Annotated in this window: 20 protein-coding genes; 13 read left to right on the forward strand and 7 right to left on the reverse strand. The window is 28.0% G+C overall.

Annotation, left to right across the window (positions count from 1 at the left end):
* Nucleotides 1–24: 24 nt before the first annotated feature.
* The 4 genes from IO99_RS19540 (at nt 25) to IO99_RS16255 (ending at nt 3212) form a co-directional block, all read left to right on the forward strand.
* Nucleotides 25–1113 carry a sensor histidine kinase gene (locus IO99_RS19540; RefSeq protein ID WP_035135306.1) on the forward strand — a complete coding sequence of 363 codons (1089 nt, stop codon included), beginning with the start codon at nt 25–27 and terminating at the stop codon, nt 1111–1113.
* Entirely contained in the window at nt 1091–1717 is a 627-nt protein-coding gene (locus IO99_RS16245; RefSeq protein ID WP_035135308.1) for a response regulator, read from the forward strand. The genes IO99_RS19540 and IO99_RS16245 overlap by 23 nt, the downstream gene beginning before the upstream one ends.
* Nucleotides 1718–1856: 139 nt before the next feature.
* Nucleotides 1857–2456 carry a hypothetical protein gene (locus tag IO99_RS16250; RefSeq protein WP_035135310.1) on the forward strand — a complete coding sequence of 200 codons (600 nt, stop codon included), beginning with the start codon at nt 1857–1859 and terminating at the stop codon, nt 2454–2456.
* Between the two features lie 276 nt (nt 2457–2732).
* A complete protein-coding gene (locus IO99_RS16255) occupies nt 2733–3212 on the forward strand; it encodes a hypothetical protein (protein WP_035135312.1) in 480 nt (159 codons plus the stop codon).
* Between the two features lie 121 nt (nt 3213–3333).
* Here the strand turns inward: IO99_RS16255 and IO99_RS16260 are convergent, their stop codons facing one another.
* The 3 genes from IO99_RS16260 to IO99_RS16270 all read right to left on the reverse strand — a co-directional run bounded on the left by IO99_RS16260 (nt 3334) and on the right by IO99_RS16270 (nt 8686).
* Complete coding sequence (locus tag IO99_RS16260; protein ID WP_035135314.1) at nt 3334–4710, reverse strand: MATE family efflux transporter; 1377 nt, start codon at nt 4708–4710, stop codon at nt 3334–3336.
* A gap of 346 nt (nt 4711–5056) precedes the next feature.
* The gene (locus IO99_RS16265; RefSeq protein ID WP_035135316.1) at nt 5057–7225 is read right to left on the reverse strand and encodes a helix-turn-helix domain-containing protein; all 2169 of its coding nucleotides are present in this window, start codon (nt 7223–7225) and stop codon (nt 5057–5059) included.
* Nucleotides 7226–7534: 309 nt separating this feature from the next.
* Nucleotides 7535–8686: a double-cubane-cluster-containing anaerobic reductase gene (locus IO99_RS16270; RefSeq protein ID WP_035135318.1), complete on the reverse strand. Its 1152-nt coding sequence runs from the start codon at nt 8684–8686 to the stop codon at nt 7535–7537.
* Between the two features lie 232 nt (nt 8687–8918).
* Between IO99_RS16270 and IO99_RS16275 the strand changes: the two genes are divergently transcribed.
* Nucleotides 8919–10091: a MalY/PatB family protein gene (locus tag IO99_RS16275; RefSeq protein ID WP_035135320.1), complete on the forward strand. Its 1173-nt coding sequence runs from the start codon at nt 8919–8921 to the stop codon at nt 10089–10091.
* A gap of 45 nt (nt 10092–10136) precedes the next feature.
* On the opposite strand, the gene IO99_RS16280 is transcribed toward IO99_RS16275, so the two are convergent.
* The gene (locus IO99_RS16280; protein ID WP_035135322.1) at nt 10137–11609 is read right to left on the reverse strand and encodes a S41 family peptidase; all 1473 of its coding nucleotides are present in this window, start codon (nt 11607–11609) and stop codon (nt 10137–10139) included.
* A 247-nt stretch (nt 11610–11856) separates the two neighbouring features.
* On the opposite strand from IO99_RS16280, the gene IO99_RS16285 reads away from it, so the two are divergent.
* From IO99_RS16285 to IO99_RS16300, 4 genes are all read left to right on the forward strand, one after another.
* On the forward strand, nt 11857–12531 hold the full coding sequence (locus IO99_RS16285; protein WP_035135324.1) for a response regulator transcription factor: 675 nt from the start codon (nt 11857–11859) through the stop codon (nt 12529–12531).
* Between the two features lie 139 nt (nt 12532–12670).
* The gene (locus IO99_RS16290) at nt 12671–13681 is read left to right on the forward strand and encodes a sensor histidine kinase (protein WP_035135326.1); all 1011 of its coding nucleotides are present in this window, start codon (nt 12671–12673) and stop codon (nt 13679–13681) included.
* A gap of 459 nt (nt 13682–14140) precedes the next feature.
* Nucleotides 14141–14908 (forward strand): ABC transporter ATP-binding protein, encoded by a 768-nt coding sequence (locus IO99_RS16295; protein WP_035135328.1) that lies wholly within the window; start codon nt 14141–14143, stop codon nt 14906–14908.
* Nucleotides 14898–16907, forward strand: coding sequence for an FtsX-like permease family protein (locus IO99_RS16300; RefSeq protein ID WP_035135329.1), 2010 nt, complete (start codon nt 14898–14900; stop codon nt 16905–16907). Before IO99_RS16295 ends, IO99_RS16300 begins: the two co-directional genes overlap by 11 nt.
* A gap of 185 nt (nt 16908–17092) precedes the next feature.
* On the opposite strand, the gene IO99_RS16305 is transcribed toward IO99_RS16300, so the two are convergent.
* Both IO99_RS16305 and IO99_RS16310 read right to left on the reverse strand, forming a co-directional pair.
* A complete protein-coding gene (locus IO99_RS16305) occupies nt 17093–17743 on the reverse strand; it encodes an ABC transporter ATP-binding protein (RefSeq protein WP_035135330.1) in 651 nt (216 codons plus the stop codon).
* 14 nt (nt 17744–17757) lie between these two features.
* Nucleotides 17758–19314 (reverse strand): FtsX-like permease family protein, encoded by a 1557-nt coding sequence (locus IO99_RS16310; RefSeq protein ID WP_035135331.1) that lies wholly within the window; start codon nt 19312–19314, stop codon nt 17758–17760.
* Between the two features lie 424 nt (nt 19315–19738).
* Between IO99_RS16310 and IO99_RS16315 the strand changes: the two genes are divergently transcribed.
* The 4 genes from IO99_RS16315 to IO99_RS16330 all read left to right on the forward strand — a co-directional run bounded on the left by IO99_RS16315 (nt 19739) and on the right by IO99_RS16330 (nt 22640).
* A complete protein-coding gene (locus IO99_RS16315) occupies nt 19739–20707 on the forward strand; it encodes an NAD-dependent epimerase/dehydratase family protein (RefSeq protein ID WP_035135332.1) in 969 nt (322 codons plus the stop codon).
* Between the two features lie 70 nt (nt 20708–20777).
* Nucleotides 20778–21467 carry an HAD family hydrolase gene (locus tag IO99_RS16320; protein ID WP_035135334.1) on the forward strand — a complete coding sequence of 230 codons (690 nt, stop codon included), beginning with the start codon at nt 20778–20780 and terminating at the stop codon, nt 21465–21467.
* 38 nt (nt 21468–21505) lie between these two features.
* The gene (locus tag IO99_RS16325) at nt 21506–22297 is read left to right on the forward strand and encodes a hypothetical protein (protein WP_051824257.1); all 792 of its coding nucleotides are present in this window, start codon (nt 21506–21508) and stop codon (nt 22295–22297) included.
* A 37-nt stretch (nt 22298–22334) separates the two neighbouring features.
* Entirely contained in the window at nt 22335–22640 is a 306-nt protein-coding gene (locus tag IO99_RS16330; RefSeq protein WP_035135336.1) for a hypothetical protein, read from the forward strand.
* 88 nt (nt 22641–22728) lie between these two features.
* On the opposite strand, the gene IO99_RS16335 is transcribed toward IO99_RS16330, so the two are convergent.
* Nucleotides 22729–23172, reverse strand: coding sequence for a MarR family winged helix-turn-helix transcriptional regulator (locus IO99_RS16335; protein WP_035135338.1), 444 nt, complete (start codon nt 23170–23172; stop codon nt 22729–22731).
* Nucleotides 23173–23334 lie beyond the last annotated feature (162 nt).

The following is a 23334-nucleotide window of genomic DNA, read 5'->3' on the forward strand; positions in this document are numbered from 1 at the left end:
AATATATAAAGTGAGGGAGTATAGATGAATAATATATTAAATAAAATTATTTTGCTTATAGGTTCGGCATTATTACTTATAGAAAATTATAGTATAGAAAAATTAATATTACCGATTTTGGTAACAGTTGCAATAACCTGTTTTCTAGAATATTTTAGCAAGGATAAATTAAATGTAATAGCATTAATAGTATATAGTATCCTTTGCATTGTATATCCTGAATTTCTCATGTGTATTCCTATAATATTTTATGATACTATTTTTTCAAAGTATAAATATATATGCATCTTAACTTTAATTCCGTACCTTATGAATATACATAAATATTCACATATTATTAGTATAATGATTCTTGGACTTCTTAGTACGTCAGCAATCTTGAAGTTTAATACTGTGAAATATGAAAAATTGCATGATAAATTTATAAAACAAAGAGATGATTTAACTGAGATATCTATAGTATTGGAAGAGAAGGTAAAGGAATTACAATATAAACAAGATTTTGAAGTGAATTTTGCAACATTAAAGGAGAGAAATCGTATTTCAAGAGAAATTCACGATAATGTAGGACACCTTTTAACTAGCTCTATATTGCAAATTGGTGCTATTATGGTAGTTACTAAAGAGGAGCAAACCAAAAGACTTCTGGAGGACATTAAATCTACCTTGGACCAAGGTATGGATTCTATTAGAAGTAGTATTCATAATTTACATGAAGATTCTATTGATTTATATGTACAACTTTCAAAGCTTATAAATGAATTTAAGTTTTGTAAGGCTACTTTAAATTATGAGTTTTCTTCTAATCCTGATGTTAAGGTTAAATATGCTATTATTGCTATTGTAAAAGAGGCACTATCTAATATAATAAAACATTCAAATGCTACTACAGTAACTATAAGTTTATATGAACATCCAAAATTATATCAAGTTATTATTTTAGATGATGGAAGTAAAAAGAAGGCAAGTATGGATGGTGGAATGGGATTACAAAGCATTGAAAAGAGGGTAAATAGTTTAAATGGTATTGTAAATTTTGATAGTTCAAAAGGGTTTAAAATATTTATTTCTATTATGAAGGAGGGGTACTATGAGAATAATTATTATAGATGATGATAAGCTTATAGCAGCATCATTAAAGACAATCATAGAGACATCAAGTGATATAAAAGTTATATCTCTTGGATATAGTGGTGAAGAAGCTATAGAGCTGTATAATAAGTATACTCCAGATATATTACTTATGGATATTCGTATGGGGGGAATGTCAGGGCTAGAGGCTGCACAGAAGATTTTAAAATCTCATAATGAGGGGAGAATATTATTTTTAACCACTTTTGAGGATGATGAATATATTATAACTGCATTAAAAGTTGGTGCTAAGGGATATATTTTAAAACAACATTTTGAAAGCATAGTACCTGCCTTAAAGGCAGTAGAACTTGGACAAAGTGTTTTTGGACAAGAAATTATATCTAAAATTCCTACCATGTTAAATAGTACTGAAAATAAAAAAGATATATCAAAGTATGATTTAATTGATAGAGACATTGAAATAATCACTTTAGTTTCTAAAGGACTTTCCAATAAAGAAATATCAGCAAAATTATTTTTGAGTGAAGGTACAATAAGAAACTATATAAGTAGTATTTTAGAAAAATTAAATCTTAGAGATAGAACACAACTTGCAATATTCTATTTTAACAATATAAAGTGAAGCATTTTTGGATTTAACTTTTATATATTGAGGATAGAAAAGAAATAATAAGAAAGTCAATATAAGAAAGTCAATATAAGAATAATAACTGTGTATATGCTTATACTATAATCATAAAAATGTGCACAGGAGGTTTATTATGAAAAAAATAGCGCTTTTAATTGCAACAATAGCATTAACCACAGGACTTGTAGGATGTACTAATAATGACACTGCAGGTAATAAAGGAAATAAGGGTAGTGAAGTTGCTCAAAATCAAACTGAAAATGGAACAGCAAATAGTGAAAATACAACCTTAGATGGGAATGGAGCTAATGATAGTGGAGTTTTAGGCATTAATGACAAGAATAGTAATGACAATACACTCTTCGGTATTGATTTAACCAACAATAATTATTCTAATGGTATATATCGTGGTTCATATATAGATGAGGATGAATTAACAGTTGAATTTACTTTAGCTAATAATCAAATTAAGGATATTAAATTTATAGCATTATCTAATAATGATGATAATTATTTAGAAGATAGTAATTTCAAGAATGTGAAAAATCATTACGAAGCTTTGATAAACTATTTAAAGGATAAAGATATAAGACAAAGCCTTAATGATTTATATAACCCTTCTTCTATAGTTAAGGATATGGATCAAAAAGTTGAAGTAGGTAAGGTAACATCAGCTATACATGATGCTTTAAATAGAGGTGTATATTCTACTACTAATGGTACTAATAAATAATATAATAGATTTGCAATAAAAATGGACTGTCTCAAAATGAATCACTAAACTTTACATTAAGGTTTAGCTTATTTTGAGATAGTTTTTTAGTTTAATGATATTAAAGTGCTATTCATAAAAAGATAGAGTAACATAGAAATGTTATATACATATAATATATTAGCAGAATAAAATTAAGAATAAAAAATTATTCGAAAAGTACAGATGATACTAAATATATAAACAAAGGAAGTACTGTAATTAAAACAAAATATATTAGTGTATGAGGTGTAATATATGAATACAATTGAAAATGAATTAAGATATGTGACAAATGAAAATTCTGAATCCATAGAACTAGAGACAAATCTAAATCCAGAACAGAGTAAAGATCCTGGAACGCAAGGCGCACCTCCTAAATATGGGATAGATCAAATATTAAATCCTTGCGAATGCCCACAAGATTTTGGACAAGTAAAAATAATAGATGCTGAAACTAAATGCAGAATAGTTAAATTTTCTATTAAAGTTAAGAATCTTTGTAAAGGCAAAGAATATTTAGTTGCTGTAGTATTATATAAGTGGGTTTGGGTCTGGCCATGTAAATGGGTTAGAGTCCCTATCGCAGAAGATTGCAAAATTGCCAAATTTACTGGATGCGACAATTGTGGAGAAGATATAGTTTACTTTAAATTAGCTATTAAAGAACCTTTATGCTCTAGACAACGTATAGGTTTTGACGTTACTGGAAACTATGTAAATTCTTGCAACCTGTAGTTTTAAAATATTATTAGATAACCTTATTAAAATAATAGGAGATAAGATTGTCATCCTAGTACCTAACTCATAATTATTATGTAAAAACTCCTTAGAACATAATTTTCTAAGGAGTTTTTTATTAAGCTATTACGGTTTTAGTAGTCTCTTCTTTTCCATCTTTTTTCCAAGTGCTATTTAATAAATAAAAAGATGTTACTGCAGAAATTAAATCTGAAGCAGGATATGCAATCCATGCACCTATGGTACCAAAAATATTTACAAAAACTATAGCTAAAGGAATGAATACTATTAGTTGTCTAAATAAAGATAATCTAAATCCTTTTTTAGCTTCATCAATTGCTTGATAGTAGTATATTCCTATATAATATAAACCAACTAAAGGAAGTAGGAATATACATATTCTAAGAGCCTTAACAGCCTCAGGTAATAACTTTGCATCAGTTAAAAACAAGCCTATCATTTGAGGAGCAAAATACATAATAAATACTCCAAATATTAAAGAGATTATTGTCACAGTTTTTATAGATGCTTTAACTGTATTTTTAACTCTATCAAAGTTTCTTGCACCAAAGTTAAAGGCTACAATTGGCTGCATAGCAGAACTTATACCAATTATTGCAATAAACATAAACATAGATATTTTAGTAATAACACCTACTATTATTATAGCTTCATTACCACCTCTAGAAATTAATAAGTTATTTAAAACTACAGAAACTATTGCATCTGATATTTCAATAACAAAGGTTGAAAATCCCACAGCAATTAATCCTTTAATTAATGTAATATCTATATTTGGTAGAATATTATTTACTGAAAGTTTAATTTTAAAGTGTTTAGTTACATCTTTAAACTTGTATAGAACAAAAATTAAGCCTACAAATTGAGAAGCTACAGTAGCAATAGCTGCACCAGCTATACCTATATTTAAATGAGCTACTAATATGTAGTCAACTACAATATTTAGAAGTGCACCGATACTGTTAGCATAAAGACCTATTTTAGAGTTTCCTAAAGCTGTCATTACTTGAGAGCATACTATAGTTAATCCTTGAAATATTGCTCCTATAAAAATTATAGATATATAATCATTAGTTAGTCCAAAAGTAACGTCACTTGCACCAAGTTTATATAATAATCCACCTCTAAATAAGAATAAAAGTAGAGGGATTATTGTTAAAGATACTATGGTAACAGATATTGAATTAATTATTGTGGATTTAATCTTTTCAGGTTGTTTTTCACCGGAATATCTTGAAACGTAGGTTGAAGCTCCTACACCAATTAAGAAAGCGATTGCTATAAGAAAACGTTGAATTGGAAATGCAACTGTCAAGGCACCGATAGCATTAGGACCAATATATCTACCAACAAAAACTGTATCTACCATGTTATAGAGTTCTGCTACTAGCAAAGAAAAAATTGCAGGTATGGCAAATTTAAATAATACTCTGTATGTTCTTCCATCTGAAAATATTTTAGGGTTAATTCCCATTAGTCTCACCTCGTTTATTTGAAAATTCTGCATATTTTTCTTGAGTTTATTTTATAAAAAATTCTCTTTATTTTTTATAGAAAAATACGTTTTGTCTTCATGTTTAATTTATTATTAAAATATTTTATCTTATATTAATATTATAGTTGAAAACAATTAAATAAACATTCACTTAAGTGTCCATCAAAAAGTACTATTCTGCCCAAATAGTTATTGGTTAAAAATAGGAAAAAGCACAAAAGCACCTTAATTAGGATGCTTTTGTACTTAAAATCAATATATTTTATACATAACATAATATATTTTAACTGAAAGTATATATATATTCATATAAATTGAGGTAAAATTAATTAATCTTAATAGGCTTCTGAACTTCATTGATTATAACTAATGTAGCTCCATAGGTTTTTAGAGTAACTAAAATATTTATAACTGTACTCTTCTTAAAGTATTTAAATCTAATATTAGGATAAGAAGCTTTATGAAGAATACCATTTTCATCTTTGTTAAGTCTAGTTGGTCTCCCCATATCAATCCAATAGTTATAGGATGAACCAATCTTTTCATTTATTTCATAGGTAGTTACATTAATATCTGAATGAATATTAGTTATATTAAGAGAAAGTTTTTTCGAAGTCGCATTTTTTATACCTCTAAGCTTTGAAAAACTTGCCATAGAAATTAAATCATTGATTTTATCATGATAAGTATAAAGTAAAATCTCATATTGATTGTTAGTTTTAGTAACTACATATCCATCACCTTTAGCTACTAATGTATTACCTAATTTATTTAAAAGTGAATAGGCATAAAAGGCAGGTTTTTTTATTCCCTTATCATTTATAAGACCAGGATAACCAAAGAATAGTTCATTGGTTATATTTACTTGCTTATCAAGGACGTCAAAGGCCCTTATAAAGCTTAAATCTCCCTTATGATTTACTACATTATCAATAATAAATGGAATCATATAGGCTGTATCATATATATTATTTACTTCATTATTTATCATAAAAGGTTCTTCTTCAAAATCTAATTTATTGTAAATTAATATTTCTTCAATTGAAGTCCTCAAATTTTCAGGAAAGGTAGAGGAAAATTCAAATCTAAAATTTTTGTAATTAAGAGTTTCTATTGCACTGAAATATTCCATGAAGGATAGAAGAATATTTTTAAAATCTTCATGTATATCTATAGAATTTTTAAGGGGTAATATATTTTTAGAGGCAACTTCATAGCTTTCATCGTTAATGTCATTTATATGTTCTTCATAGGTGCTATCCATATCTAAAACAATTATAGGCACTATATCTAAAAATTCTATAAACTCTAGTACATCCTTTGCTCTATTCCAGTTATGAAATTTAGAGCCAGGGAAAATAGCCATATCAGTACTAAATAAATTTAGGATCCGTCCATATTCAAAATCCATTTCCCTTTGAAGTTCTTCTAGTGTATCTTTATTGTCTTCAATTAAAAGGTCAAAGGCATCACCAATGGTTATAATTCTATTAAAATTCTTATCAAATTCACCTATACAATTTTCCATATTAATATTTAACTGATGAATTTTGTCCTCATAGTTAAACCTGTCGTAGTCCTCCAGATAATATATTACTTCATCTAGACTTTCTTCTAAAGGATGAGTTATATATTTAGTCAACTTTTCTAGGACTTCAGGAGTAGATTTATATTTTTTTCTAAATTGTAAAGGCGTAAGCTTATAGTGAAGTTTAAAGTGCTTATTAAAGTATCTAGTATGAGAAAAGCCAATTTCCTCAGAAATTTCAGATAGTGTCATATCTGTATCTAAAATTAATTTTATAGATTCTTCAACTCTAATAAGATTTAGAAAATCAGTAAAGGAATATCCTGTAGCATATTTTATTTCTCTTGATAAATAATGGGTGCTTAGATATTCGTTACTAGATATATCTTTAAGGGTTATATTATTTTGATAATTATTATAAATATATTTAGATATACTATGATATCTTTGAAGTTGATCTTTATTTTCTTTAAGTTCTTGTTTTTCATGAATTAAATAGTTAAAGTTATTTATTAGATGATAAAGGAGTTTTACAAGGATATCTTCGATTTCTTCATCATAATTATCTTGTTTTTGTACTGTTTCACAAAGGACTTGACAAAGAAATACTCTTAAATCTTCATACTCTTCCCCAAGCTGAGAGGCCTTACTAGAAGAGTTTGTATAAAAAAACATATTCTCAATATCGTTATAGTACTTTTGAAAAAAGTATGGATCTATTTGAAATATGAGTACTTTATTGTCAGGATCATCACTTTCAATGCTATGAACTTCATCTATATTTATAATTTCAATTTGATTTTCACTTATTACATATTTTTCAGTATTTATATATAGATTGATTGTGCCTTTTATAACATAAAGAATTTCGATGCAATAATGCCAATGGATTGGATAATTTTTAATGGTATTAAAAGAAATAGATACAGGCATATTTGCAGAATAATTAATATATTGTCTATGCATTATAAACTCTCCTTGCCAGTTTCTTTAGTATTAATAGTATTATAGCATCAATTAGAAAAAACATACTAGAGGAATAAAGGAGAGAAAGTGGGAAAACCTCAAGAAATTATTTTTCTTGAGGTTTTTGGATTTTATCCGATGACTACCAGCTCTAATACTCCCATCTTCTTAAAAGTGGGAGAAAAGAGCTGCTACGTCCCTGGATAACGATTTCTAAGTTTCAGTGGGAGTAAACTCCCTCTGAAGCTAAGAACTCTGTTTATTATGAACTTGCATAGATAATTTTTACCTAAGCAATATTTTAAGGCTCTATAACATTTCTATAAAAGCTGCCATTCTAGTGTTAAGTTGTCCAATGTCAGCAGTAGAATAATCTGTTTCTATACTGATGTAAGGTATTTTTTTAGTGTTATTAACAAATCTTTTAATTTGCAATGTTTCTACGCTATATGTATGACAAGCTTGAAGTACTACATCCACCACTGCATCAACTTTATATTCATCTATCATTCTATTAAGTAGATCTGTACGGTTAGGATTAGGTGTCATACAAGAACATCCAATATTTAAGTATTTACGAGCAATAGCATCATAGATATCAGGATTATTTTCATCTACTAATTCATCGATAGCTTTAGCACCAGTACAGTTTTCAAAAGCCACAACATGAGCTCCGTTATCTTCTATAGCTTTTATAACTTTTTCTGTAGCTCCACCAATTGGACATCCAGTTATAAGGATACGAGGTTTCTTTTCATATTTTTTTTCTAATTCATATTCACCCTTAATTTTCTCACTTAGGGCATATATTTCTTTTGGTACCTCTGCTTTATCAAATTTAAATGTAGTACCATAAAGAACTTTAAACATATCTTGTCCTAATATCGCTGGTGGATCAAGTTTTCCAAGACCGTAGAAGGCTTTAAGAGCTTTTCTTTCTTCATTTTTTAATTTAATGGCCTTTTTAATATTTTCATCACTTATAGTAGTTTCAAATTGTTTTTCTAAAACTTCTTTAAATTTTATTACTTCTTTCTTCCAAAGCTTTAAACCTTCTTCACTTTGAGAGTTTGGTAGTTCCATAACATGAACAGGCTTAAACTCACTTAAATATTCATACATTTTTTTCTTTCCATCACAAGTAGTTTCACCTACAACTAAATCAGAAAAGTAAAAGAATGGACATTTATCTGTTTTTGCAAATCCATAACTTGATTTGATAAGTGGACATAGATTACGCGGTAATTCTTTTTCAGCTTCTGCAATTGTCTCATCAGACATAGAACAAAGAGATACAACACTTGCACCCATGGCAAGAGGTAATTCCTGTGGCATATAAGTACAAAATACTCCTACTAAAGGTATATTTTCATCTTTAAGTTTTTTGGCTGCAATAAAGGAGTTTCTCCTAGCCTCTGCAAAGTCTTCAAATATTTCAGGTAGTTCTTTTCTTATTTTCATTTTAATTCTCCTATCATTTTACGTGGTTATTTAAAAATAATCTATCTAATAAGATTATACATAGAAATTATGTAATATTATGAATTATAGTGTTATTTTATACATTTACATCTATCTATAGAATGTTATAATACTACATTGATAAAAATAGTGATAAAATTATATTGTATATAGTAGTTTAAGTAGTAAAAATTATTATTAATTTATTAGGATTTTATAGGAGGTAGGGAAAATGAAATACAGTTTTGATGAAAAAGTGGACAGGATAGGCAGTAACTGTTTAAAGTGGGACTTAATAAATAGAACATATAATGATAGTGAAATTATACCTCTATGGGTAGCAGATATGGATTTTAAAGTGCCAGAAGAAATAGGAGATGCTATAAGAAAAAGGTTAGAACATCCTATTTTTGGATATTCCCTTACACCACCATCATACTATAAAGCTGCTATAAATTGGTTTGATAAAAGATTTCAATGGAAAGTTGAAAAGGAATGGATGAAGTTTGCTCCAGGAGTTGTACCAGGACTAAAAACTATAGTTGCTGCTTACACAAAACCAGGAGATGAAATTATAATTCAAACACCGGTATATCATCCTTTTTATAGTATTATAAAAAATAATGGGTGTCAGGTTGTAGAAAATACCTTAACTTGTAAAGATGGTAGATATGAAATGGACTTTGATAACTTAGAAAAGATAATTACTAAAAAAACTAAGATGATAATTCTTTGTAGTCCTCATAATCCAGTAGGAAGAGTATGGACTGTAGAAGAATTAAAAATGGTTGGAGAAATATGTATAAAGAATAATGTACTAGTGGTAGTAGATGAAATTCATGCAGATATAGTTTATAAACCTAATATACATACAGTATTTGCATCTATCAATGAAGAATTTGCTAATAATTCTATAATATGCACAGCACCAAATAAAACCTTTAATATTGCAGGGTTTAAAACTGCAAATATAATTATTAAAAATGAAAAATTAAGAAATCAATATATACTGCAAATGGAAAAAGACTGTATAGAAGGAGCAACTACTTTAGGTGCAGTAGCACAAGAAGCAGCATATACTAGTGGAGAAGAATGGTATCAAGGTCTTATGGAATATTTAGCAGGAAATATAGACTTTACTTTAGAATTCTTTGATAAAAGAATTCCTAAAATTAAGATTAGAAAACCAGAAGGAACCTATTTATTGTGGCTTGATTGCTCAGGATTAAATATGAAGCCAGAAGAATTAAGTAATTTCTTCCTTAAAAAGTGTAAAGTATGGTTAAATGATGGTAGCATGTTTGGACATGATGGAGCTATGTTCCAAAGAATGAATATAGGAACTAGTAGAGTTGTTCTTCAAGAAGCTTTAGAAAGAATAGAAAGAGAAGTAAATAAATTATAGGTTTATAATAGGAGGTTGCCTAAAATCAGGCAACCTCTTAAATAGTTACTTTAAATTATAATTTTCAATAAGTTTTAGAGTTAGTTCTAAAGCATCTTCTCCATTTACCCATATATCAGGTTTGATACCTTCACCTTCCTTAAAGAACTTTTCATCATATAGCCTTAACCAGTTTCCATAGGAAAATTCAATATGGGAATTGGGAAGGTAACCTAGTTCTACATTAGAACTTTCAAGAGTACCATGAGTATTAGTACCAACTACTACAATATTTTCAAAATCCTTTAGATGCTCTACAAAGAATTCAGCAGCTGAGGATGTTTTTTTATCTGTAAGAACAAAGATAGTATTTAAATTTTTATTAAGCTCTTTTTTAGATTTAGGTATATGTTCATAATAATAAGCATGAATTTTTTCAAGTTGTAAAGTTTTTAGGTCCTTATGAAAGGTGTTAAAATCGTAGTAGGAGGGGGCATCCTTAGATCTTCCATAAAGAAGTAGAAAAAGACCCTTCCCTTGAGATGAAACTCCAAAATATTCATTTATCCAGTTTAAAGCGGTCAATATATCGCCACCATTATTACCACGTAAATCTAATATACTTACAGGAGAATCCTTTACTTTAGAAGCAGTATTAATGAAATCTATTCCTTCTAAACCTATATTGTAGGGAACTTCTCTGGAAGATATTATAGGAACATCATCTATAGTTGTGTAGTCTAAAGGTGAAATAGACTCATCTGAAAGAGTATTTGATAATTTCAGTTCAATATCTTTAGTATATTCTGATTCACCTCTATAAAATACAACATTTAAGTTCCTTGAAGCTTGTCCAGAACATTTTTCTAAAACACCTAAATTGTATAATAGTTTACCTTCAGTATTTATTGAAAGATATAAGTAATTTTCGATGTTTTCATCTTTATTTATAGATTTAATGTAGTAAAAAACACCTCCATATTTTACATAATAGCCTATTTTGTTTTTGAAAATTCCTAGAGTTGAATTTGTATAGTATCTAGAGGTATTTTCTAAGTCAAATTCATTGTTACCTATATAAAAATGTCTATCAGGTATAAAAGCAAGATTATCTTTTAAGGTTTTTGTTAGTTCAGCTACATTAATTACATCATTATCACCAATAAAACTTAAAACTGATTCCTTAGCCTGTAAAAATAATTTATCACTACCATAATAATTATATGGTGCGTAGCTAGATTTTAAAGCCTTAAAATATAGTTCTACATCATAAATAGCTTCTTTTCTGGTTATAGCAGTAGGAGATATTACGTAAGGTGTTGAAAATAGTAGAGCGTGCTCTTTAGCAGTTAGTATATCTTCATTTGAAATTTCGGATATAAATTCTCTAATATTTAATTTAGATATGGGAATATTTAAATTTTTATGATTTATCTTTTCTAAAGCTTTTTCAAAGGAAATATCTTTTTTATAATAAGGTAAATAAATTAAAATTAAACCTAAAATTATAATAAAAAGAATTTTAAAAGTTTGTTTCAAATTAAAATCCACCTCCCTATAATTCTATTAAATAAGGTTATTATACCATAAAATGTAAAAAAATAAAGACTTTATGAATAAAAATAAAACAAATTAATAATTGACTGCCTTTTAGTTACACTATGTTTTGGTTATAATGTTATTAATAAGAATTGGAAAAGTATTTCAACTAGTTTTAGTATAGATAAATCTTAATTTTACATTAATGTAAATATATAATATAAAAAATAAATTTGGGAGTGATAAAGTGGCAAAGATTATTATAATAGAGGATACAGAAACTATTAGGCAGGAGCTTGCAACATTTTTAAATAGATATGGATATGAGGTAATAGCCCCTACTAATTTTGAAAATATAATATCTATTATTGAAAAAGAAGAGCCCAATCTCATACTCTTAGATATAAACTTACCTGTATTTGATGGATTCTACATTTGTAGAGAAGTGAGGAAAACTTCTCAAGTACCTATAATTGTGGTTACAAGTAGAGATAGTGATATGGATGAGCTAATGAGTATGAATTTAGGAGCAGATGACTTTATAACTAAGCCTTATAATACACAAATACTTTTAGCAAGGATAAATTCAGTGCTAAAGAGGGTAAATCAAGGGAATGAAGGGAATCAAGAAATATTAGTATATAATGATTTAAAGTTAAATCTATCTAATGGAACCATAAACTGTGGAGATAATGCTTTGGAAATCACTAAAAACGAATTAAAAGTTCTTTATTACCTTATAAAGAATAAAGGAAACATTGTATCTAGGGAGGATCTAATGGATTATCTATGGAAGTCTAATTTGTTTGTAGATGATAACACTTTGTCAGTTAATGTGACAAGACTTAGAAAAAAATTAGAGGAAATTGGAATTAAGGATGTTATAGAAACAAGAAGGGGACTTGGATATATAATGCCATAAATATATAAATATTTATGTAGAGAACTATTTATACATAAAACTATTTAAATATGGAAAAATAAAACTATTTAAATAGTTGTTCTGTTTATGCGGGTTTGAAGGAGTTTTCTACTATAAATAGTAGAGAGGAATAGATAAAATGAAAGTTAGGGATTATCTTAAATCAAGAATTGGCTTTTTAATAATTAATGGAGTCCTATTTATGATTTTTGTATCTATTTTAATATTTTTAAATGTAGGGAGTGGACTAATATTTTTATCTTTCATATTATGGTTTACTCCATTAAGTACATATTTAACCCTTGAAGTTATTAAACATAAGAAATTTCTAGACAATATTACAGGAACTATAGATAGCTTGGATAAAAAGTATTTGCTTCCAGAGGTTATGGAAAAGCCAGATTTTTTAGAAGGTGAAATAGTTTATCAAGTTCTTAAGGAATGTAATAAAAATATGCATGAAAATGTAAAAAAGTATGAATGTACCCAAAAAGAATATAGAGAATACATAGAAATGTGGGTTCATGAAGTAAAGACGCCTATTGCTTCTGCTAGACTTATTATAGATAATAACGAAAGTACTGTAACAAATAAAATTGGACATGAATTGAAGAAGGTAGAAGATTTCATAGAACAAGTCCTTTATTACTCAAAGAGCAACGATGTAAGTAAGGACTATATTATAAGAGAATTTAATTTAGAAGAAGCTGTTATGGAGGTTTTGAGAAAGAATTCTAGAGATTTCATAAATAAAAAGATATCTTTAGAGATAGGAGATATGGGAGGTAAAATTTTCAGTGATATAAAATGGGTGGAGTTTATTTTAAATCAAGTTTTAGGAAACGCCATAAAGTACTCTAAGGAATCAAATGGGATAATAAAAATATATTCAACTTCTACAGAAAATAAAATAACTTTAACTATAGAAGATAATGGTGTTGGAATTTCAGAAAGAGACATTTTTAGGGTTTTTGAAAAAGGTTTTACTGGGGATAATGGAAGAAAGTTTGGTAAATCCACAGGAATGGGGTTATATCTGTGTAAAAAACTTTGTAATAGACTTGGATTGGGGATAAGTATTGAGTCAAAGTTAGAATATGGAACTAAGGTGTATATAAATTTTCCTCTAGGAAGATTTACTAGTTTCTAATAATAGCTAAAATAAACTGATTGGATAAAAATTAATCTCAATCAGTTTTTTTGTGGTAAACAGAGTTCTTTGCTTCAGAGGAAGTTTTTACTCCTACTGAAGCTTACTAACAGAATTCTTAGTATCAGTATTTTCGATACTTAGAATTCGTTGTCCTTTAGGTGAAATCGTCATCCAGGGACGTAGCAGCTCTTTACTACCACTTTGAAGAAGATGGGAGTATTAGAGCTGGTAGTCATCGGATAAACATTTGATTACATTATACTTATACCTAGGACTTCAATAGTCTAAAAACAGGGCTACTCCTAATTTTATAGATGAACTTTTAGACTTTCATTATTATCTTACGAAAATGAAAGATTAATGACATGAAATTAAATACAACATACTTTTAGAAAAATATATAATAAGCTCATAAAGTTAAGGCAAAACTTAAAATGTATTTTAGGAGGATGAATTATGGAAAATGTCTTAAAGGTTGTAAATATAGAAAAATATTATGGTGGAAAGGGAAATGTGACTAAAGCTATTGATAATATAAGTTTTGAGGTAGAGAAAGGGGAGTTCCTTGGAATAATGGGACCTTCTGGAAGTGGTAAAACTACACTTTTAAATTGTATATCTACCATTGACACAGTGACTACAGGAAATATAATTATAAATAATAAAGATATAACTAGTCTTAAGAATAATGATATTGAAAAGTTTAGAAGAGATGAGCTTGGATTTATATTTCAAGATTTTAATCTTTTAGATACATTAACTGCTTATGAAAATATTGCATTGGCACTTACTATACAAGATGTAAAACCTAAAAGTATAGATGGAAGAATTAAAGCAGTAGCAAACAAATTAGGTATAAGTGAAATTTTAAATAAATATCCTTATGAAATGTCTGGTGGTCAAAAACAAAGAGTTGCTTCAGCTAGAGCTATCGTTACTAATCCATCACTAATTTTAGCTGATGAACCAACAGGAGCATTAGATTCTAAGTCCTCTAGATTATTACTAGACTCCTTTGAGAAATTAAACGAAGAACTAGAAGCTACTATACTCATGGTCACACATGATGCGTTTACAGCTAGTTATGCTCATAGGATTTTATTTATAAAAGATGGAAAAGTATTTAATGAACTAATTAGAGGAAATGATAGTAGAAAAGAATTCTTTAATAGAATTATTGAGGTAGTGACATTACTTGGAGGTGACAGTGGAGATGTATTCTAAAATTGCATTAAATAATGTAAAGAAAAGTTTTAAAGACTATACCATATATTTTTTAACTTTAACCTTTGCCGTTTGTATATTTTATAGCTTTAACTCTATAGAATCACAAAAGGCAATGTTTGAAATAAGTAAGAAGGAAGCTAGTTTTATAGATATGTTAACTACAGTTATTTCTTGGGTATCTGTATTTGTGTCAGTAATTTTGGGTGGACTCATTGTTTATGCAAATAACTTTATGATAAAACGAAGAAAAAAAGAACTTGGTGTATATATGACATTGGGTATGAGTAAAAGAAAAATCTCAAGTATTTTAGTGTCTGAATCTTTTTTCATAGGCCTTATGTCTTTAGTAGCAGGGTTAATCTTTGGTATAGTTTTATCACAAGGATTATCTCTTTTTACAGCGAAGTTATTTCAGGTAGGCATGAGTGAATACAAATTTGTATTTTCACAAAATGCTGCTGTAAAGACTATAGCTTATTTTGGAATAATGTTTTTACTTATAATGATATTTAATACCTTTGTAATTTCAAAATACAAACTTATAGATATGATAAATGCTAGTAAGAAAAGTGAAAATATAAAGATTAAAAATCCTATAGTATCAATTATTATTTTTATTTTAGGAGTAGGAATACTTATAACTGCTTATAAGTTTATAATAGAAGTGGGATTAGACATAACTGATTCTAGATTTACTATTTCGATAATACTGGGGATTCTAGGAACTATATTATTTTATTATGGATTAGCTGGATTTATATTGTATGTAATCAAGAATAGTAAAAAAATATATCTTAAAAAACTAAATATATTTGTTACTAGACAGATAAGTAGTAAAATTAACACAAATTTTGTATCTATAACAGTTATATGTTTAATGCTCTTTATAACTATTTCTATATTATCTACGGGATTGAGTTTTAAAAATTCCTTAGAAAGTAGTCTTAAGGATACAGTACCCTTTGATGTCTCAGCTAGAATTATAAATTTTGAAGGTTCGGAAAACAAAACTATAGAACAGGCCATTAAAGAATTAGGGTTCAATTTCACAGATAAAGAAAAGTATGTAGTATTACAAGAGTATAGACTAGAAGAAAATTATGGTGATATATTAAGAGGATATGGTAAAGAAGATAAATTTCTTGATAACGATTATAGTAACATGTCAGCTCTAAAAATAAGTGATTATAATAAACTAAGAGAGTTAAATGGACAAAGTTCCATAGACTTAAAAGAAGATGAAGTATTAATAACCTCTAACTTTAGTAAATTAGTGCCTTTAGTTAAAAGCTATATGAAGGAAAACACAGTAATTAAAATAAATAATATAAACTATAATATAAAAAATCAAGAGCTTATTACAGAAGCTTATGAAAGCACAGGCTTTGCTAATAATTTCTTTACAGTAATACTTCCAGATAAAGCTTTAGAAAACCTTAAGCCCTATGACTCTATATTAAATTGTAACTTTGTAGGTGAAGATAGAGAAAAACGAGAATCAGAAATAGGAGAAATATTCAAAAATAGCAGAGATGAAAATGCTTCGGGTAAAGACTTTATAATATTAGGTGATACTAAGACTGGCATATATAGTATGACAAAAGGAGCTACTACAACAATTATATATATAGGTATATATATAGGGATTGTATTTTTAATATCTAGTGCAGCAGTTCTTGCTCTTCAACAATTATCAGAAGCTAGTGAGAGCATTGATAGATATAAAGCTCTAAGAAGGGTTGGAGCTTCAAGAAAGATGATAAATAAAACCATATTTATTCAAACTTTAATATACTTTGCAATGCCATTAGTATTAGCTATAATTCACTCCATAGTTGGAATTAGTGTAGCTAATGAATTTATATCTCTTTACGGCAATGCAGAGATAGGGGCTTCAGCCACTATAACAGCACTACTGATAATAGCTATATATGGAGGCTATTTCTACGCCACCTATATAGGCTATAAGAATGTAACTAACACTCCAAATCTATGATTTGGCTAAGTGTTAGTTACTCCAGGGAATGAAATGAGTCGGAGTTTCATTATTCCCACTCCAAATCTATGATTTGGCTAAGTGTTAGTTACTCCAGGGAATGAAATGAATATATTTTTTAGTAATAAAGGTAGCCATAAAGCTACCTTTATATTTACATATAAGGTTATATTACATAACTACTATCAATTTTTAGATGAGAGTTTATAAACCACATCACACATATTAGCAACTTCTGGAGAATGGGTAACTAAAATTATGCATTTACCATGATCATGTGCCAATTTTTGAAATATTTTTATAATACTATTTTCTGTTTCAACATCAAGATTTCCCGTTGGTTCATCTGCTAAGATTACTGCAGGATCATAGGATAATGCTCGTGCAATAGCAACACGTTGTTGTTCACCACCGGATAACTTTAATATTCTACGATTAGCTGTAGTTTCATCCAATCCTACACTATTTAATAGTTCTAAGGCTTTTTCTTTTTTATTTAATATTTTTTTACCTGATATGTCCATTGAAAGAATAACATTTTCAATGGCTGTTAAGTGAGGTAAGAGATTGAAACTTTGAAAAACAACTCCAATAAAATTACTTCTATATTTACAAGAATTGAGTTTGCTTATATCTTTTCCATCAAATAAAATGGAACCTTGTGTTGGCTTGGCAAGTCCAGATAATAAGGAGAGAAGGGTTGTTTTACCAGCGCCAGATTTTCCTACAATAGAATAAACTTTATTATCTTTAAATTCATAATTCATGTGACTTATAATTTCACGTTGCTTATTGTCATAAGAATAACATAAATCTTTTAGTATAAAAGAACTCATAATAACGGCCCCCTTTAAGTACGATTACTTAAGATTTTTAATGGTTCATATCTAAGAATAGATATTACTGCTGTTGCACTTGATATCAAGGCAAGTAAAATACCTAGTCCTAATAGTTGGAATAAAACAACAACATCTATACTTGCTGTAATATCTTTAACATAATTAAATTTTGTTTTACTATTAGACGGCCTTGACATGCTACCTTTACTAATGTCCATTCTACCTTGAAATTCACCACCGAAGTTTTCTTTAGTTGTTTGGTTAGATGTTTCTACAGAAGCAATTTGATTTTCTAACAACTTATCTGCGATTGGAACAGAAATAGTAGCACCAATACAAGTACTTATTATTATGGAGATAAATGTAATGATAAATGCTTCAGATATAAATTGAGTTGCAATTTTTACTTTATTCATACCAATAGCAGCTAATACCCCAATTTCATATTTTCTTTCTCTTGCAGCAAATAGGTTGAAAATAATTAGTATAGCTGCACCTATTATTAAAACAACTAAAAGAAAATACAGTGAATAATTGCTTAAGTTATTTAGTGGTATTAGGCTTTGTTCGTAGGAATCAACATCTTGTGATGAAATTGTATAGATTGTATCATCTAAACCAAGAGCAACAACGTCTGTTTCAAAAGCCTTATAGTTTTCAATATTAGAGAACACGTATGTACCACTTTCCTGACCACGTAAAGCTGTAGAGATTTCTATTCCTGATGTTTCATCAGTCTTAACTGTTGCATTTGATTTAGATTTATCAACAATTGAGTTTAAGGCATTGAAACTTACATAAATTTGATTTGCAGGATCAGATGAAGCATTAAAACCCATCATGTTTCCTTGTTGAAAGGTAGAAGATTCGCTATTGTTATAAATACCGCAAACTGTCATTGCTACATTTTCTTCCTCATTATTTGGATTTACTAATGTGATACTATCTCCAATCTTCAATTCATTAAGAATGGCTAATTCATCACTAACAATGCATTGTGGTTCCGTTGTCTCTGAATCAAACACAGTTCCATCTGTAATTTTTTTTGTACCATTCTTAAATGATGTCATTGCATCGTGGGAACTGTATCCAATAATAGTGAAATCTCCCTGACTACCCATTTTACCAAATCCCTTATTACCATTTGGGTTATTCACTGGCATTCCATTTGAATTAATAGAATCTTCTTCATTTGTAGTAGAGGTATCTACGGATGATAAAGTGATATCGCCGTTAAGAGAAGAGGTAATAGTATAGTAAAAATCATTTACAAATTTAGATTGTGCATAAATTTGCATTTCCTCTAATGATAAATTTTGTGAACCTTGTAATGTTTTTAATTTATCATTAGAGGATTCAGCATTTTTCATTAGTGATTGTCGGTCTACGGATATTTGTGCAGTAATTTCCAATGAATCAAGAGATGCCTCCCTTGAAGTTTCTGCACTTTGTCTAATACTAAGGGCAATACAAGCGGAAACAGAAATAATTATTGTTATAATTGTAATTAAAATATTTCTAACTTTTGCTCTTGTAATACTTTTTAAGGCATTTTTAAAGATGTACATAATAATCTTCCTTTCTAACAGAGATTAAATTTTCTAAGTGGTTACCTGTGAGATTAATTATGAAATACTTACCTTAAAATAATCTTAAAAAATTAATATATAAATAAAGTTTCTACACTCTAATAGTTTGATTATCTATTAGAATATAGAAACCTTATTGTAACGAAAATATTAAAAAATTTATTCCAATTTTAGCTTCACTCTATTCTTGAAAAATTATTAGCTAGTAAAAATTTTAACTAATATAAAATTTATTTATATTTAAATGATATTACATTAATTATATACTTATACAGATTAATCCTGTAAAATAATATTATAATAGACAAATGGAAAATATAAAAATTTATTTAAAAAAATATTAAGGCGGTTTTTGGAAAGTTTTTATAAAAGCTTTTAATTTATAGATGTAGAGGTGGAGAAAATGAAAAAAGTCTTAGTTCTTGGAGGAAGCTATTTTATAGGAAAAGCCATTGTAGAAGCTTTATTAGGTTCTCAGAAAGATTATGAAATTTACACCTTAAATAGAGGAAGCAGAAAAACCGAAGATAAAAGAATTACTAATATAATTTGTGACAGAGAAGATTTAAATGAAATGAAAAAATGTCTTAGTGAGCATGAATTTAATTATATAATTGATGTATCTGGACTTAATGTAAATCAATTAGAAATTCTTCATGAAGCCTTAAATTATGAAAAGTTAGAGAAATATATTTTTATTAGTTCAAGTGCTGTCTATGATGTAGAAAATTATAAAATTCCATTCAAAGAATCATTTATGCTAGGAAAAAATAAATATTGGGGAGATTATGGAACAAACAAAATAGAGTGTGAAGAGTTTTTAGAGGATAAGTATAACTATAGTAATGTTCAACTTATAATATTACGCCCTCCTTATGTTTATGGAGAAAATAATTATGCAGCAAGGGAAGGCTTTATTTTCCATCATATTATCAATGATAGGCCTATTCTAATTCCTAATGATGGAGAGACTAAAATTCAATTTATCTACTCTAAGGACCTAGGCAATTTAGTAGAAGGATTTTTAGAGACAAATCAAGATAATCTATCTATTTATAATGTTGGAAATAGTGAGGCAGTGACCTTTAATACATGGATAGAATTATGTGAGAAGGCTGCTGGTAAAAAGGCAATAAAGTATCATTTTTATTATGAGGAGAAGGGGTATAATGAAAGAGACTTCTTTTCATTCTTTAATTATGACAATGTGCTGGATGTAAAAAAAATCCATAGTGTATTTAAAGAAGAAACTTCTATGGAGGAAGGCTTAAAGAAGTGTTATCAATGGTATCTTCATAATGAAGCCATGGTTATGATGAAAAAACATGTAGCAGAAAAGGAAGAAGAAATTTATAAGTTATTAGGAAAATAGTTCATAGTTTTAAATTTTAGATGTATGACTAAGAATTTAGTAATATATTTAGTACGATATGGAGATTAAAATGGATAAGTTAATATTTTGGGATTTTCAAGGTACATTAGCTCATAATGAGTGGATGCTTAGTAAAGCTTTATTCAAGGTTTTATGTAAGTATGAACCATATACGGAAATAGGTATTGAAGATTTTAAGAAAATCTCATTAGTGGGATTTCCTTGGCAACAACCTGAAAAGGAATATGTGAATCTCACTTCTAGTGATGCTTGGTGGAACCATATTGAAGATATATTAATAAAGGGATATATAAAGTTAAATATATCAGAAGAAAAAGCAGCTATCTACTCAAAAGAAATTAGACAAGTACTTGCATCAGGAGAAAGTTTTCAACTATATGAAGATACAATAGAAGTATTACAATATTTTATGAAAAAGGGTTATTCAAACATAATACTCTCAAATCATATTCCTGAATTACCTAAAATAGTAGAGAAATTAGGATTATCACCGTATATAATCGATTGTATATCATCTGCTAATGTTGGATATGAGAAGCCAAATCCTAAAATATATCATTATGCTTTGAAAAAGCATTGCAATTATAGTGATATATGGATGGTTGGAGATAGTATTTTAGCTGATGTAAGAGGTCCAGAACATGTTGGGATTAAAGCGGTATTAGTAAGAAGTAATATAGAAGAAACTGTTAGATATTATTCAAAGGATTTATTAGGAGTAAAGGAGATCATAAAGTAGTGTTTAGAAGAATTTATTAATAAAAGGGTTAAGTGGTTATGAATAAAGAAGAAAAGAATCAGTTTATAGTAGATACCATAGCTAAGGTAAATAAGATATTCTCTATTCATGAAAAAATAAAGGATATAGATACATCTTTATTAAAGCTTTATACAGTAGCTGTAGTAGAAGATGGGTATTTTTTTATCTTTGATTTATATGACAATGGTACTTGCTATGAATTTAAAGGTGAATATAAAGCACCTATGATTGTACCAGAAAAAGTGTTGGCCTCCTTTCCACTAGATTTTTATGATATGAAACCTGCAGCTGTAGTATCTAAGGATGCATTTAATACCTTGGAGGGATATATATTTATATTTCATGAGTTTGTTCACTGCTATCAATGGGAGCAAGGAGATAGTGAAATTAGAGAAGAACTAGAAATTGCTAAAATAGCTAAAGAGAAAAAAGATTTTATGTGGGAGATAAATTATCCATTTCCTTATGAGGATAAGGTGTTCATAAATGAAACTTCTAAACTAGAATTTGTGGATAAAAAACTACATTACAAAGATATGTTAGAGTATCATAGAGTTATGAAGAACCATTTAAATCAAATAGACTTTGAATATATGGTATGGCAAGAATTTAAAGAGGGATTTTCTAGATATATTGAAAATCTTATTAGAGAAAAGTTACAAGTAAAATTGAACTCTAATAAATTAGAAAAACCTTTTAGTAGAGTAATCTTTTATGAGCTAGGTAGTAGATCCATAAGTGCTATATTAAAAGAAAATCCTGAGATTAAGGGGAATATTAAATGTATATATGATAAAATTAATATATAATAGATGAACTTTAGATAAAGGGTAGGGGGAGTGTTATATGGATTTTTTATATATTGTTATAGGGGTTATAGTGGCTGAGTTTATATGTTCAATATTGTTTAAAGGACTTAATGATAGCATTATTGGACTTTTTAAACCGATGCAGAAGTTTATATCAAAATCTAAGAAGAAGAAAGTATGGAGTGCTATAGGGTATGGTATTGCTGTTTTTATTGCTTTGGCAATTAAGGATAGTTTTGAACTACATTACATTTGGTATGGTATATTAATTGGAGTTTTATTGTCTCTTAATGACATAATCTTTGAGAGAGGAATATTTGAGAAGAGAATAGACAATTTATAATATTAAAGTAAAAAATTTTATAGTATTAATAAGGTATAAAGAATAAAAGGTATAAAGCTAGTTTTATGATAGCTTTATACCTTTTATTTTAATTTATTTTAGACATAACTCTTTTAAATTCGGATATTGCACCACTAAGAGAAATTAAATCTTCATCTGGTAGCACAGATAACTTTTCCTTAAGAAAGCTTTTCATTAAATCCTTTTTGATTTTAAAGACTTCATGGGCTTTTTCTGTTATTTCAATTCTAATAACTCTTCTATCCTTTGGATCTTCATATCTATTAACATAACCACACTCAAGCAATTTATCTATTATTGGGGTCATATTGGGTTTAGATATACAAAGGTCTCTAGCTATACTAGACACCGATGAAGGTCCATTTTGAGCTAGGTAAAAAACCACTTTTACATGAGATGGTGGCACAACTGTATTTTTCATAAAGTCTTCTAATTTTATAATCTTTTTATGAAGTAGCATCATAAGAAGGAAAAAGTCCTCAGATAGTTTAGTTAAATTTTTTTCATCCATAATAATTCTCCTTTGGCTGCAGTATTGAATTTCTATATTAAAATCGTTAATTAAAAATTAAAAAATCCACAATAAAATAGTTATTGACTTATAATAGTTATAAAACTATAATTAATATATGTTTATAACTGTTATATACTTATAAATAATATAATATCATAA

The organism is Clostridium sulfidigenes (assembly GCF_000732635.1).
Lineage (GTDB): Bacteria > Bacillota > Clostridia > Clostridiales > Clostridiaceae > Clostridium_J > Clostridium_J sulfidigenes.

Bases quoted from the DNA above. Each gene is read 5' to 3' on its own strand.
- IO99_RS16295 (WP_035135328.1), top strand. From the start codon at position 14,141: ATGGAAAATGTCTTAAAGGTTGTAAATATAGAAAAATATTATGGTGGA.
- IO99_RS16300 (WP_035135329.1), top strand. From the start codon at position 14,898: ATGTATTCTAAAATTGCATTAAATAATGTAAAGAAAAGTTTTAAAGAC.
- IO99_RS16330 (WP_035135336.1), top strand. From the start codon at position 22,335: ATGGATTTTTTATATATTGTTATAGGGGTTATAGTGGCTGAGTTTATA.
- IO99_RS16325 (WP_051824257.1), top strand. From the start codon at position 21,506: ATGAATAAAGAAGAAAAGAATCAGTTTATAGTAGATACCATAGCTAAG.
- IO99_RS16245 (WP_035135308.1), top strand. From the start codon at position 1,091: ATGAGAATAATTATTATAGATGATGATAAGCTTATAGCAGCATCATTA.
- IO99_RS16335 (WP_035135338.1), bottom strand. From the start codon at position 23,172: ATGGATGAAAAAAATTTAACTAAACTATCTGAGGACTTTTTCCTTCTT.
- IO99_RS16275 (WP_035135320.1), top strand. From the start codon at position 8,919: ATGAAATACAGTTTTGATGAAAAAGTGGACAGGATAGGCAGTAACTGT.
- IO99_RS16255 (WP_035135312.1), top strand. From the start codon at position 2,733: ATGAATACAATTGAAAATGAATTAAGATATGTGACAAATGAAAATTCT.
- IO99_RS16260 (WP_035135314.1), bottom strand. From the start codon at position 4,710: ATGGGAATTAACCCTAAAATATTTTCAGATGGAAGAACATACAGAGTA.
- IO99_RS16310 (WP_035135331.1), bottom strand. From the start codon at position 19,314: ATGTACATCTTTAAAAATGCCTTAAAAAGTATTACAAGAGCAAAAGTT.
- IO99_RS16320 (WP_035135334.1), top strand. From the start codon at position 20,778: ATGGATAAGTTAATATTTTGGGATTTTCAAGGTACATTAGCTCATAAT.
- IO99_RS16250 (WP_035135310.1), top strand. From the start codon at position 1,857: ATGAAAAAAATAGCGCTTTTAATTGCAACAATAGCATTAACCACAGGA.
- IO99_RS16305 (WP_035135330.1), bottom strand. From the start codon at position 17,743: ATGAGTTCTTTTATACTAAAAGATTTATGTTATTCTTATGACAATAAG.
- IO99_RS16265 (WP_035135316.1), bottom strand. From the start codon at position 7,225: ATGCATAGACAATATATTAATTATTCTGCAAATATGCCTGTATCTATT.
- IO99_RS16290 (WP_035135326.1), top strand. From the start codon at position 12,671: ATGAAAGTTAGGGATTATCTTAAATCAAGAATTGGCTTTTTAATAATT.
- IO99_RS16315 (WP_035135332.1), top strand. From the start codon at position 19,739: ATGAAAAAAGTCTTAGTTCTTGGAGGAAGCTATTTTATAGGAAAAGCC.
- IO99_RS16270 (WP_035135318.1), bottom strand. From the start codon at position 8,686: ATGAAAATAAGAAAAGAACTACCTGAAATATTTGAAGACTTTGCAGAG.
- IO99_RS19540 (WP_035135306.1), top strand. From the start codon at position 25: ATGAATAATATATTAAATAAAATTATTTTGCTTATAGGTTCGGCATTA.